Below are 12207 nucleotides of genomic sequence, written 5' to 3' on the forward strand. Positions count from 1 at the left end.
CGGCGCGGCCCGGGACGCCCTGTTTCCGGCGGCCGGCTGAGGCCGTCAGGCCCGGGCGCTCAGCGGGACATCTGGGACCGGGCCAGGAATTCGGGGAAGGTGCGCAGGCCGACCCGCCGTTCGGGGGTCAGCAGTCCGCCCTGCCGCAGCGCCGTGAACGTGGCGCCCGGCAGGGTGAAGGGGACGCGCACCCGGCCGCGGCCGCTCGCCCACAGATACAGGCCCGCCAGGTCGTGGAAGGACAGGATCTGCGGGCCGCCCATCTCCGGCACCCGCCCGGCGGGCGGCCCCATGGCCAGCTCGGACAGCCGGGCGGCCACCTCCTCGACCTCCACCGGCTGCATCGGCACCCCGGCCGGCACCGGCATCAGCGGCGAGCGGGCCATGTCGCGCAGCAGCCGCAGCACCAGATCGTGGAACTGGGTCGTACGCAGCACGGTGAAGCCAAGGCCCGACTCCTCGACCAGCCGCTCGACGGCGCGTTTGGCCCGGTAATAGCCGAGGGGCACCCGGTCCACCCCTACGATCGAGATGTAGACCAGATGCCCCACACCGGCCCGCCGCGCCGCCGCGACCAGCCGCCGGGCCGCCCGCTCGTCGCCGCGCGGCGCGCTCGCGCAGTGCACGACCGTGTCCACCCCGTCGAGGGCGGCGTCCAGGCCCTTGCCCGTCCGCAGATCGACGGGGTACGTCTCGGCGTGCCGGCTCAGCACGCGCACCTCGTGGCCCTCGGCCCGCAGGCGTACGGTCGTCAGCCGCCCGAGGGTGCCGGTGCCGCCGGTCACCAGAATCGTGCTCACCCGAGCAGCCTGGCAGAGGGGCCCGGACCCGGCGACGGCAAGGGCCGTGAAACCGCCGCCGGGCGTTTCGTACGGGGTCAGCAGGCGCCCAGGTCCTGCCACACCCCCCATTCACCGGTGGTACCGGGCTCCTCGCCCTTCGTCCACCACTTCGCCTTCCAGGTGTGCGCCTTGTGCGAGACGGTCGCGCCGCCGCCGTACTCGGACGCCGCGCTCCACGCGGGGGCCGCGCAGGCGCCCGGGGTCGGTGTCGGAGTCGGGGTGGGCGTCGGGTTCGTCGGGTCCGGGGACGGGCCGGGGCCCGTACCGGGCTCGACCACCGTCGTGCCGCGCGCCAGGTCGCCGGTGAGGGCGTACTTCTTCCCGCCGACGGTCACGGTCCAGTTCGACGGCGTGGACACCGGCAGGTAGTAGTTGAACGCCAGGTCCACCGAGGCGCCGGGGGCCAGCGACTGCCAGGCCGGGAGCTTCAGGGACACCCGGTGGAAGTCGCCCTTCAGACCGCCCACGTTGCTGCCGGTGTGGTCGCTGCTGATCACCTTCGTGCCGAAGCCGGACTGGTCGGACGCGTTGTTCGGCGCGGCCGTGACGTAGTCGAACTGGAACTCGGTGCCGCCCGGCAGCGCGGTCTTCGTGTTGTTGGTGATCTTGATCTTGGGGGTCAGCGGGTAGTTGGAGTCACCCAGCTTGAAGTCGGTGAACTCCACGCCGACGTCCACCGCTTGGGCCGGCAGGGCCGCGTTGGACTTCTTCGCGCCGTACGGGCTCGCCGACTTGAACTTGTCGTACATCAGCGTGGTGAGCGTGTCGCCCATCTCGTACTGGCCCTTGGCGGCGTTCCAGTCGTAGTCGCCGGCCATCTCCCAGACCATCGTGCCGCCGATACCGCGGTCGATCACGTAGTCGGCCTTGGCCGCCACCGACTGCTCGTCCTCGGTGGACAGGAAGACCTTCTTGTCGGCGTTCCACAGCCACGGCGCGACCAGCGTCGCGTCGTACTTACGGGCGTAGGTGCCGGTCAGCTTGGTGTCGGCGGGGAAGCCGTACCGCGTGACGTAGTCGCCGACGACGCCCTTCTCCAGGTTCTTGGCGTGCCACATGGGGTTGGAGCCGGCCGGGGACTCCTTGCCCGCGGTGTCCTTGTCGTGCCACAGGTTGTCGATCCCGACGGCGCCGTCACCGCACTTGGTCAGGCCCGCGCCGGCCGGGCAGGTGGCCGCGGGCGCCTTGCCCCACAGTCCGTCCGTGCCGCCCTGCACGTTCTTGAAGCCGCGGGTGTAGTACGGCAGGCCGATGTTGATGCGGCCGGCCGGCATCGAGCCGCGGAAGTAGTGGTACGCCCAGTCGGTGTTGAGGTAGCCGATCCCGCCGTACTGCTGGCTGCCGTAGACGTTCGCGGCGGCGAGCTCCCCGTCCTTGCCGTCGTCGAAGAGCGAGGCGTTGGGGCCGACGTACTCGTTCCAGGCGCCGTGCAGGTCGTAGGACATGATGTTGACGTAGTCCAGGTACTTCTGGACCTGGAAGGTCTCCATGCCGCGCAGCAGATAGCCGGAGGACGGCGCGGCGACCGTGAGCAGATAGTGCTTGCCGTCGGCGGCGCCCGCCCGGTCCAGCTTCTCGCGCAGCGTCTTCATCAGCGCGGCGTAGCCCTTGACCAGGCCCGCGCGGCGGCCGTTGGCGAGCTGCCAGTCCAGGGGGTTGCCGGCGTCCTTCATCGTCGTCGGGTATTCGTAGTCGATGTCGACGCCGTTGAAGCCGTACTTCTTGATGAACGTGACGGCCGAATCCGCGAAGGTGTCGATCCCGGCCTGGTTGACCGAACCGTCGGCGTTGGTGGCCATCGAGTAGAAGCCGCCGGAGTTCACCCGGTTGCCGCTGGCGTCGAAGTAGCCGCCGGTCTCGGCCCAGCCGCCCACCGAGATCAGCGTCTTGACGTCGGGGTGCTGCTTCTTGAATTTGTTCAGCAGATTGAAGTGGCCCTTGTAGGGAAGGGCCGGGTCCATCTCGGCGCCCGCGACACCGGGCCAGGTCATCCCGGTGGCGGCGTTGTCCGCGCCGCCGGGGCCCACGGACAGCTTGTTGTCGCCGCCGACGTGCCCGAAGGCGTAATTGATGTGGGTGATCTTGTCCCACGGGATGTTGTTGGCCAGATAGGCGGGCTCGCCGTTCTTGCCGGTGCGCCAGCCCGTGAAGTAGCCGATGACACGGCGCTGGTGGTCCGCGCCCATCTTCTCGCGGCCCTCGGTGTCGTAGACCGAGCAGTACGGCACATCGACACCGGGTGTCTTGTAGAGGCCGTCGGGGCGACAGCTCTCCTGGTCGGCGGCGTGCGAGACGCCGCCGGCGAGCGAGCTGAGCAGCAGTCCGGCGACGGCCGCGCCGGAGGGGAGCAGCGAGGCTCGCGCTCTGGTGGGGGACAACACGATCGGTCCTCCTGGGGATAGGGGAGGGCAGCAAACACAACTGGTCGTGCGGTGGGTCGTGTTGGGCCCAGATGTGCGCACACCGCAGGCCCGTACCTTCGGAGGTGACGCAGAGATTAAGAGGACTAGACCAGTCGGTCAATAGGTCTGGACCAAAGTGGGGGTGATGGAGGGGCCTGTGAGCCAGCACACAGCCCCTCACCCGCATGGCCGACGGGCCGACGTGGCAGACTGGCCCTGTATCAGCAGCAGCGCACTCCGGGGTCGGTGTAATTCCGAACCGGCGGTATAGTCCGCGACCCGTCCGCAGCCAGCGGCCGGTTGACCAGGTGAAATTCCTGGACCGACGGTGAAAGTCCGGATGGGAGGCAGTGCGCGGCGGGTGACACCCCAGTGGTGTGCCGGCCGTATCGACGCTGGTCACCGTCTTCGGTGACCGGTGGCAGCGGCCTTGGCATCCCCCTGACGTGTCGTACCCGCTTCTCTGTCGTCATCGACAGCCCCGGAGTCCGTGCCCGAAGAGGCAGGAGGACCCGGTGGTCACAGCGGCCGACATCGACGCCATGCGCCGAGCCATCGCGCTCGCCGCCCGCGGACTCGGCGCCACCAGCCCCAACCCCGTCGTCGGCTGCGTCCTCGTCGACGCCGCAGGACGGATCGTGGGCGAGGGCCACCACCAGCGCGCCGGCGGCCCGCACGCCGAGATCCACGCCCTGCGCGCGGCGGGCGACCGCGCCCGCGGCGCCACCGCCTACGTCACCCTCGAACCCTGTAACCACACCGGCCGCACCGGCCCCTGCGCCCAGGCCCTGATCGAGGCCGGCGTCACCCGGGTCGTCCACGCGGTCGCCGACCCCAACCCCCAGGCCATGGGCGGCGCCGACACCCTGCGGGCGGCCGGGATCGAGGTCGAGGCCGGCGTGCTCCAGGCCGAGGCGGAGGCCGGCAACATCGCCTGGCTCACCTCCGTACGCCGCGGCCGCCCCTTCGTCCGCTGGAAGTACGCCGCCACCCTCGACGGCAGGATCGCCGCCGCGGACGGCACCAGCCGCTGGATCAGCTCGCCCGAGTCCCGCGCCGACGTCCACCGGCTGCGCGCCGAGGCCGACGCCGTGATCGTCGGCTCCGGCACCGCCCGCGCCGACGACCCGCACCTCGCGGTCCGCGGCATCGAGGGAGCCGTACAGCCCCTGCGGGTCGTCGTCGACACCGACGCCACTGCCGTGAAGCCGGGGGCGCGCGTCCTCGACGACGCGGCGCGCACCGTGATCGCCGTGGCCGAGGACCTGATCCCGGAGGAGACCGTCCACTTCCCCGAGACCTGGCGGCTGCCCCGCGCACCCGGCGGCGGCCTCGACATCCCCGAACTCCTCGCGGCGCTCCACCAGCAGGGCGTCCGCTCCGTCCTTCTCGAAGGCGGGCCGACCCTGGCCGGCGCCTTCGTCGCCGCGGGCGCCGTCGACCAGATCGTCGCCTACCTCGCCCCGGCCCTCCTCGGCGCGGGCCCCACCGCCCTCGCCGACGCCGGAATCACCACCATCTCCGATGCGCTGCGCCTCGATGTGACCGAGGCCGTCCGCATCGGCCCCGACCTGCGAATCACCGCCACCCCCAAGGGAGCCTGAGCGTGTTCACCGGAATCGTCGAAGAACTGGGCGAGGTCACCGCCGTCGAGAAGCTGGCCGATGCCTCCCGCTTCCGCCTGCGCGGCCCCCTGGTCACGGAAGGCGCCAAGCACGGCGACTCCATCGCCGTCAACGGTGTCTGTCTCACGGTCGTGGAGACGGCGGACGGCGAGTTCACCGCCGACGTGATGGCCGAGACGCTGAAGCGGTCCAGCCTCGGCGCGCTGGAGGCCGGCTCCAGGGTCAACCTGGAACGGCCCATGGCCGTCGGCGAGCGCCTCGGTGGCCACATCGTGCAGGGCCACGTCGACGGCGTCGGCACCGTTCTCGACCGGACCCCCTCCGAGAACTGGGAGATCGTCAAGATCTCGCTCCCCGCCCAGCTCTCCCGCTACGTCGTCGAGAAGGGCTCGATCACCGTCGACGGCATCAGCCTCACCGTCGTCGACGCGGCGGCCGACCACTTCACGGTCAGCCTCATCCCGACCACCCTCGCCCTGACCACGCTCGGCATCAAGCAGAGCGGCGACCCGGTGAACCTCGAGGTCGACGTCATCGCCAAGTACGTCGAGCGGCTGCTCGGCCCCAACGCCCAGGAGAACGTCAAGTGAACTGGCTGAACTCCGAGGCGTTCACCGTCCTCGGCCAGCACATCCTGTGGTCCGACATGATCGGCAACACGATCGGGCTCATCGCCCTGGCCCTTGGGTGGCGGCGCTCGGTCCTGACCTGGCCGGCTCAGCTGCTCTCCGGTCTGATCCTCGTCGGCGCCTACGCCTCCGCCCACCTCACCGGCGGCGTCGGCAAGCAGGTCCTGGTCATCGGCGTGGCCGCCTGGGGCTGGCACCAGTGGACCCGAGGCCGGCAGCAGGCCCAGGACGGCTCCATCGCCGTCCGCTTCGCCACCTGGAAGGAGCGCGGGCTGCTGCTGGGCGGCGCGGTGCTCGGCACCCTGGCCGTCGGCGGCCTGTTCACCGCGTACCCCTCGCTCTCCTGGAGCCCCTGGGCCGACGCGTACATCTTCGTCGGCACCCTCGTCGCGATGGTCGCCCAGGCCCGCGGCCTGGTCGAGTTCTGGTTCGCCTGGCTCCTGGTCGACCTGGTGGGCGTCCCGCTCGCCTTCAACAGCGGGCTCGCCTTCTCCGGCGTCGTCTACGTCATCTACTTCGCCCTCGTCGTCTGGGGTATGCGCGACTGGTGGCTCCGTTCCCGCACGGCTCCGGTTCTGGAAGGAACACCCGCATGAGTTCTCTCTCCCTCTGGGACGCCGACCTCGCCCTCGACCCCGTCGAGCAGGCCATCAGTGACATCGCCGCCGGCCGCCCCGTCGTCGTCGTCGACGACGAGGACCGCGAGAACGAGGGCGACCTCGTCATCGCCGCCGAGAAGGCCACCCCCGAGATCGTCGCCTTCATGATGAGCGAGTGCCGCGGACTGATCTGCGCCCCCATGGAGGGCGTCGAGCTCGACCGGCTCGAGCTGCCGCAGATGGTCGAGCACAACACCGAGTCGATGCGGACCGCCTTCACCGTCTCCGTCGACGCCGGCCCCGCCCACGGTGTCACCACCGGCATCTCCGCAGCCGACCGCGCCACCACCCTGCGCATGCTGGCGAGCGGCGAGCACCAGCCGTCCGACTTCGTCCGCCCCGGGCACATCTTCCCGCTGCGCGCCAAGCCCGGCGGAGTCCTGGTCCGCAACGGCCACACCGAGGCCGCCGTCGACCTCGCCCGGCTCGCCGGGCTCCGGCCGGCCGGAGCGATCGTCGAGATCGCCGGCGAGGACGGCGTGATGCTCCGCCTGCCCGAGCTGATCCCCTTCGCCCGCAAGCACGGCCTGACGATCATCTCCATCGAGGACCTGATCGCCTACCGCCGCTCCAGCGAGCCGACCGTGCGCCGCGAGGCCGAGGTCGCCCTGCCCACCGCCCACGGCGACTTCACCGCCTACGGCTACCGCTCCACCGTCGACGGCGTCGAGCACGTCGCCCTCGTCCACGGCGACCTCGGCGACGGCGAGGACATCCTGGTCCGGGTCCACTCCGAGTGCCTGACCGGCGACATCTTCCACTCGCTGCGCTGCGACTGCGGACCCCAGCTCCAGGCCTCCATGGAGCGCATCACCGAGGCCGGCCGCGGCGTCGTGGTCTATCTCCGCGGCCACGAGGGCCGGGGCATCGGGCTGCTGTCCAAGCTGCGCGCGTACGAGCTCCAGGAGCGCGGCCGTGACACCCTCGACGCCAACCTGGAGCTCGGCCTGCCCGCCGACGCCCGGGACTACGGCGCCGGCGCCCAGATCCTCGTCGATCTCGGCGTCCGCAGCCTGCGGCTGATGACCAACAACCCCGAGAAGACCGCCGCACTGGTCCGGCACGGACTGAAGGTCCAGGGGCGCGAGCCCATGCCCGTCCAGGCCGGCGAACACAACCTCCGGTACCTGCGCACCAAGCGCGACCGGATGGGGCACGACCTGCCGTGGCTCGATGCCTCCAAGGCATCGACCTGCGGCAACCAGTAAGTCAGAGCTTCAAGGAACGAGGAGAGAAATGAGCGGCAAGGGCGCACCCGTCCTCAGCGTGAAGAACTGCGGCGACCTCCGGGTCGCCGTGATCGCGGCACAGTGGCACGAGAAGATCATGGACGGTCTCGTCGACGGCGCCCTGCGCGCGCTGCATGAGCTCGGCATCGACGAGCCCACGCTCCTGCGTGTCCCCGGCAGCTTCGAACTGCCGGTGGTGGCGAAGGTCCTCGCCGGCCGCGGTTACGATGCCATCGTCGCGCTCGGCGTCGTCATCCGGGGCGGTACCCCGCACTTCGAGTATGTGTGCCAGGGCGTGACCAACGGCCTCACCCAGGTCTCCATCGACACCGGCGTACCCGTCGGCTTCGGCGTGCTGACCTGCGACACCGAGGAGCAGGCGCTGGACCGCGCCGGCCTCGAGGGCTCCACCGAGGACAAGGGGCACGAGGCGGTCACCGCCGCAGTCGCCACCGCGACCACGCTGCGCACGGTCAGCGAACCCTGGCGCTAGGTGCAGATCCGTAGCCCGTACTCTTAGGACATCATGGCGAACAAAACCTTCGAAGAGCTCTTCGCGGAGCTCCAGCTCAAGGCCGCGAACGGCGACCCTGCCACCTCCCGCACCGCGGAACTGGTGGACAAGGGCGTCCATGCCATCGGCAAGAAGGTCGTCGAAGAGGCCGCCGAGGTCTGGATGGCCGCCGAGTACGAGGGCAAGGAAGCCGCCGCCGAGGAGATCTCGCAGCTGCTGTACCACGTCCAGGTGATGATGGTCGCCCGCGGGATCTCGCTCGACGACGTCTACGCCCACCTCTGAGCACCCACCCACTTCCCAGAAGACTCCCAGGCAAAGGAAGCTCATCCCATGCTGCGCATCGCCGTCCCCAACAAGGGTTCCCTCTCCGGACCTGCGTCGGAGATGCTCCATGAGGCCGGCTACCGCCAGCGCAAGGAGTCCAAGGAACTGGTCGTCATCGACCCCGACAACGAGGTCGAGTTCTTCTACCTGCGGCCGAAGGACATCGCGATCTACGTCGCCTCCGGCAAGCTCGACATCGGCATCACCGGCCGTGACCTGCTGCTGGACTCCGGCGCCAACGCGGAGGAGATCCTCCCGCTGAACTTCGGCCGCTCCACGTTCCGCTACGCCACCCGCCCGGGCACCGCCAAGGGCCCGGCGGACTTCGGCGGGATGACCATCGCGACCTCGTACGAGGGCATCGTCGCCAAGCACCTCGCCGAGCAGGGCATCGACGCCTCCGTCGTCCACCTGGACGGCGCGGTCGAGACCGCCATCCAGCTGGGCGTCGCCGAGGTCATCGCGGACGTGGTGGAGACCGGCACCTCGCTGCGCAACGCCGGCCTTGAGGTCATCGGCGAGCCGATCCTCAAGTCCGAGGCCGTCGTCGTGCGCCGAGCCGGAGCCGTCGCCGACGACCCGCAGGTCCAGCAGTTCCTGCGCCGCCTCCAGGGCGTCCTGGTCGCCCGCAGCTACGTGATGATGGACTACGACTGCCGCGCCGAGCACCTGGAGCAGGCCGTCGCCCTCACCCCCGGACTCGAGTCGCCCACGGTCTCCCCGCTGCACAACGAGGGCTGGGTCGCCGTCCGCGCCATGGTCCCCGCCAAGGACGCGCAGCGGATCATGGACGATCTGTACGCGCTCGGCGCCCGCGCCATCCTGACGACGGCCATCCACGCCTGCCGCCTCTGAGGGCCCGAAGGAACCGCACCGCCGATGTCTGCCGAACCCCAACTGCCCTCCCTGCCGGTCACGTTCCGGCCGACCCGCACCCGGGTCGTCCTGCTGACCGTGGGGACGGCGATGTTCGTCGTCCTCACCGCCGTCGCGCTGATGCTGGAGAAGCTCGGCCCGGGGGAGCGCGTCAGCTTCGTCTTCACCGCCGCGCTCTTCCTCGGCGTCCTCGCGATGCTGAGCCGCCCCAAGGTCGTCGCCGACGACGCCGGGGTCACCGTCGTCAACATCACCCGGACGCGCCGACTGGCCTGGGCGGAAATCCTCCGGGTCAATCTGCGGCCCGGAGACCCCTGGGTCTTCCTCGATCTGAGCGACGGCACCAGCCTGCCCGCACTGGGCATCCAGCCCGGTGTGGCCAAGCAGCAGGCCATCCGCGACGCCCGCGCGCTGCGGGCCCTCGCGGACAGCCGCGGGACCGGCGCGGAAGGCGCCTGAGTCCCCCGGACGGGCGCCGCCCCCCTGCCGGGGGTGGCTCCCGCGTGATTACTCTTGGGGCGGCGGCGCCGAGTGCGCCCCGCCCCGCACCATCCGGCCACGCCACACGGCCCGCGGGGCTCCTGCGACCCGAGGAGTGACTCCCTCCGGCAATGGACGGATCGTCCGGTAGTACCTGCGCCGCCCCCTCCCTGGAGCCGGCGGCATGATCGTCTCTCTGCTGCTGCTCACCGCGGCATTCCTTCTCATCCTGGCCAACGGCTTCTTCGTGGCCGCCGAATTCGGACTCGTCACCGTCGAGAAGGCGGACGCCGAACGGGCCGCCGCGAGCGGCGACCGCCGCGCCCGCGGTGTCGTACGGGCCCTGCGCGAGCTGTCGTTCCAGCTCTCCGGCACCCAGCTCGGCATCACCCTCACCTCGCTCGTCATCGGCATGCTGGCCCAGCCCGCGCTCGCCGGTCTCCTCGACGGGCCGCTGACCGCCACCGGACTGCCCCAGGGCGCCGTCTCCGGCATCGCGGTGGTGGTGGGCATGCTGCTCGCCTCCGCCGTCCAGATGGTGATCGGCGAACTCGTCCCCAAGAACTGGGCGGTCTCCCGGCCGCTCCAGGTCGCGCGGTTCGTCGCCGGACCGCAGCACCTCTTCTCAACCGTCTTCCGGCCGGTCATCACCCTGCTCAACGCGGTCGCCAACCAGCTCGTCCGCCTCCTCGGGGTGGAGCCCGCCGAGGAGCTGGCCTCCGCCCGTACCCCCGGCGAGCTGGTCTCCCTGGCCCGCCACTCGGCCCGGGCGGGCGCCCTGGAACAGGACACCGCCGACCTCTTCGTACGTACGCTCACCCTGGGCGGGCTCACCGCCCGGGACGTCATGACCCCCCGGGTCAAGGTCAGCGCCCTCCAGTGGGACGCGACCGCCGCCGACGTCCTCAACCTCACCCGGGCCACCGGCCTGTCGCGTTTCCCGGTGTACCGGACCCGGATCGACGAGATCACCGGCATGGTCCACCTTAAGGACGCGCTCGCCGTCCCCCGGCGCGAACGCTCCCGCGTCCCCGTCGGCCGGATCGCCGTTCCGCCGCTGCTCGTCCCCGAGACGCTGCCCGCGCAGGCGCTCCTGGACCGGCTCCGCCGCGAGCAGCCGATCGCCGTCGTCGTCGACGAGTACGGCGGCACGGCCGGGGTGGTGACCCTTGAGGACATCGTCGAGGAGCTCGTCGGCGAGGTACGCGACGAGCACGACACGGACGGCGACGCCCGCCCCGAGCTGGCCCCCGTCGCCGCCGAGGACGGCCACCCCGCGTGGGAGGCCGACGGCAGCTGCCGCGTCCACACCCTGCGCCGGATAGGACTCGACGTCCCCGACGGGCCGTACGAGACCGTCGCCGGGCTCGTCGCCGACCTGCTCGGCCGGATCCCCGCCCCGGGGGACCGCGCCGAACTTCCCGGCTGGCGCCTGTCCGTCCGGCAGGTCGAGCGCTACCGCGCCGACCGCGTCCGCCTCGTGCGCACCACCCGGACCGCCGACATCGCGGAGGCCGTCCGATGAGCCTCCTCCAGCTGCTCTTCGCCGCCCTGCTGGTCCTCGGCAACGGCTTCTTCGTGGGCGCCGAGTTCGCCCTCGTCTCCGTACGCCGCAGCCAGATCGAACCGCTCGGCACCGCCCGGGCCCGCCAGGTGCTGTACGGCCTGGAGAACCTGCCGCAGATGATGGCCGCCGCGCAGTTCGGCATCACCGTCTGCTCCCTCACCCTCGGCGCGGTCGCCGAGCCGACCGTCGCCCACCTCCTGGAACCGGTCTTCCACGCCGCCCGGGTCCCCGAGGGCCTGGTCCACCCGCTGGGCTTCGTCATCGCCCTCGCGGTGGTCGTCTTCCTCCACCTCGTCATCGGCGAGATGGTCCCGAAGAACCTCGCCATGGCGGCCCCCGAGCGGACCGCGCTGCTCCTGAGCCCCGGCCTGGTGGGCTTCGCCCGGATCTGCCGGCCGGTCACCCGCGGCCTGGACGCCTGCGCCCGGCAGATCCTGAGGCTCTTCCGGGTCGAGCCGAAGGACGAGGTGGAGGCCGTCTTCACCAGCGACCAGCTCGGCAAGCTCGTCGAGGACGCCGGTCTCGCCGGCCTGCTCGACCCGGCCGAGCAGGAGCGCTTGGAGGACGCGCTGGAGCTGGGCAGCCGCCCGGTCACCGATGTCCTCATCCGCCGCTCCGCGCTGGTGACCGTGGCGCCCACGGTCACGCCCCGGCAGGTGGAGGAGCTGACCGTACGCACCGGCTTCTCCCGCTTCCCGGTGTGCGCCGAAGGCGGCGGCCGGTTCATGGGCTTCGTGCACGTCAAGGACGTGCTGGAGCTGGAGGACGGCGAGCGGGCCGTCCCGCAACACCTCTGGCGGCCCATGGCGACCGTACGGGCCGAGCTGCCGCTCGACGACGCGCTGACCGTGATGCGGCGCGCGGCGACCCATCTCGCCCAGGTCGCCGACGCGTCGGGGCGGGTGCTCGGTCTTGTCGCCCTGGAGGACGTCCTGGAGACCCTGGTCGGCGAGGTACGGGACCCCTCCCACCGGGTGGCCGCCCCGCCGGCGGCCACCGTCGCGGAGCCCCGCCCGGCACCGCAGCCGGGCGTGCTCACCCACTGAGCCGTCGGGCC

12 protein-coding genes and 1 riboswitch are annotated in these 12207 nt (G+C 71.4%); of the genes, 10 read left to right on the forward strand and 2 right to left on the reverse strand.

Annotated elements, in window-relative coordinates:
* Positions 1 to 59 precede the first annotated feature (59 nt).
* Together ACZ7LT_RS28720 and ACZ7LT_RS28725 are read right to left on the reverse strand one after the other, a co-directional pair.
* Positions 60 to 800: an SDR family oxidoreductase gene (locus ACZ7LT_RS28720; RefSeq protein WP_471239014.1), complete on the reverse strand. Its 741-nt coding sequence runs from the start codon at positions 798 to 800 to the stop codon at positions 60 to 62.
* Positions 801 to 877: 77 nt separating this feature from the next.
* Positions 878 to 3223, reverse strand: coding sequence for a chitinase C-terminal domain-containing protein (locus ACZ7LT_RS28725; RefSeq protein WP_471239015.1), 2346 nt, complete (start codon positions 3221 to 3223; stop codon positions 878 to 880).
* Positions 3224 to 3472: 249 nt separating this feature from the next.
* A riboswitch (FMN riboswitch) is annotated at positions 3473 to 3602 on the forward strand.
* 157 nt (positions 3603 to 3759) lie between these two features.
* On the opposite strand from ACZ7LT_RS28725, the gene ribD reads away from it, so the two are divergent.
* The 10 genes from ribD to ACZ7LT_RS28775 all read left to right on the forward strand — a co-directional run bounded on the left by ribD (position 3760) and on the right by ACZ7LT_RS28775 (position 12196).
* Positions 3760 to 4848: a bifunctional diaminohydroxyphosphoribosylaminopyrimidine deaminase/5-amino-6-(5-phosphoribosylamino)uracil reductase RibD gene (ribD, locus tag ACZ7LT_RS28730; protein ID WP_471239016.1), complete on the forward strand. Its 1089-nt coding sequence runs from the start codon at positions 3760 to 3762 to the stop codon at positions 4846 to 4848.
* Between the two features lie 2 nt (positions 4849 to 4850).
* On the forward strand, positions 4851 to 5459 hold the full coding sequence (locus tag ACZ7LT_RS28735) for a riboflavin synthase (protein WP_471239017.1): 609 nt from the start codon (positions 4851 to 4853) through the stop codon (positions 5457 to 5459).
* Between the two features lie 56 nt (positions 5460 to 5515).
* Entirely contained in the window at positions 5516 to 6094 is a 579-nt protein-coding gene (locus ACZ7LT_RS28740; protein ID WP_471239077.1) for a nicotinamide mononucleotide transporter family protein, read from the forward strand.
* Entirely contained in the window at positions 6091 to 7365 is a 1275-nt protein-coding gene (locus ACZ7LT_RS28745; protein WP_471239018.1) for a bifunctional 3,4-dihydroxy-2-butanone-4-phosphate synthase/GTP cyclohydrolase II, read from the forward strand. The genes ACZ7LT_RS28740 and ACZ7LT_RS28745 overlap by 4 nt, the downstream gene beginning before the upstream one ends.
* 28 nt (positions 7366 to 7393) lie before the next feature.
* On the forward strand, positions 7394 to 7879 hold the full coding sequence (gene ribH / locus ACZ7LT_RS28750; RefSeq protein ID WP_471239019.1) for a 6,7-dimethyl-8-ribityllumazine synthase: 486 nt from the start codon (positions 7394 to 7396) through the stop codon (positions 7877 to 7879).
* 33 nt (positions 7880 to 7912) lie between these two features.
* Positions 7913 to 8185 carry a phosphoribosyl-ATP diphosphatase gene (locus ACZ7LT_RS28755; RefSeq protein ID WP_019884780.1) on the forward strand — a complete coding sequence of 91 codons (273 nt, stop codon included), beginning with the start codon at positions 7913 to 7915 and terminating at the stop codon, positions 8183 to 8185.
* Positions 8186 to 8233: 48 nt separating this feature from the next.
* Entirely contained in the window at positions 8234 to 9082 is an 849-nt protein-coding gene (gene hisG / locus ACZ7LT_RS28760; RefSeq protein WP_471239020.1) for an ATP phosphoribosyltransferase, read from the forward strand.
* 24 nt (positions 9083 to 9106) lie between these two features.
* Positions 9107 to 9562 (forward strand): PH domain-containing protein, encoded by a 456-nt coding sequence (locus ACZ7LT_RS28765; RefSeq protein WP_471239021.1) that lies wholly within the window; start codon positions 9107 to 9109, stop codon positions 9560 to 9562.
* Between the two features lie 205 nt (positions 9563 to 9767).
* Positions 9768 to 11108 carry a hemolysin family protein gene (locus ACZ7LT_RS28770; RefSeq protein WP_471239022.1) on the forward strand — a complete coding sequence of 447 codons (1341 nt, stop codon included), beginning with the start codon at positions 9768 to 9770 and terminating at the stop codon, positions 11106 to 11108.
* Positions 11105 to 12196, forward strand: a complete 1092-nt coding sequence (locus tag ACZ7LT_RS28775; protein WP_471239023.1) for a hemolysin family protein — start codon at positions 11105 to 11107, stop codon at positions 12194 to 12196. The genes ACZ7LT_RS28770 and ACZ7LT_RS28775 overlap by 4 nt, the downstream gene beginning before the upstream one ends.
* Positions 12197 to 12207 lie beyond the last annotated feature (11 nt).

Source organism: Streptomyces sp. NPDC039465 (assembly GCF_055639315.1).

Coding starts and splice junctions, on each gene's coding strand:
- ACZ7LT_RS28740 (WP_471239077.1), top strand. CDS start 5,516: ATGATCGGCAACACGATCGGGCTCATCGCCCTGGCCCTTGGGTGGCGG.
- ACZ7LT_RS28745 (WP_471239018.1), top strand. CDS start 6,091: ATGAGTTCTCTCTCCCTCTGGGACGCCGACCTCGCCCTCGACCCCGTC.
- ribH (WP_471239019.1), top strand. CDS start 7,394: ATGAGCGGCAAGGGCGCACCCGTCCTCAGCGTGAAGAACTGCGGCGAC.
- ACZ7LT_RS28755 (WP_019884780.1), top strand. CDS start 7,913: ATGGCGAACAAAACCTTCGAAGAGCTCTTCGCGGAGCTCCAGCTCAAG.
- hisG (WP_471239020.1), top strand. CDS start 8,234: ATGCTGCGCATCGCCGTCCCCAACAAGGGTTCCCTCTCCGGACCTGCG.
- ACZ7LT_RS28765 (WP_471239021.1), top strand. CDS start 9,107: ATGTCTGCCGAACCCCAACTGCCCTCCCTGCCGGTCACGTTCCGGCCG.
- ACZ7LT_RS28770 (WP_471239022.1), top strand. CDS start 9,768: ATGATCGTCTCTCTGCTGCTGCTCACCGCGGCATTCCTTCTCATCCTG.
- ACZ7LT_RS28775 (WP_471239023.1), top strand. CDS start 11,105: ATGAGCCTCCTCCAGCTGCTCTTCGCCGCCCTGCTGGTCCTCGGCAAC.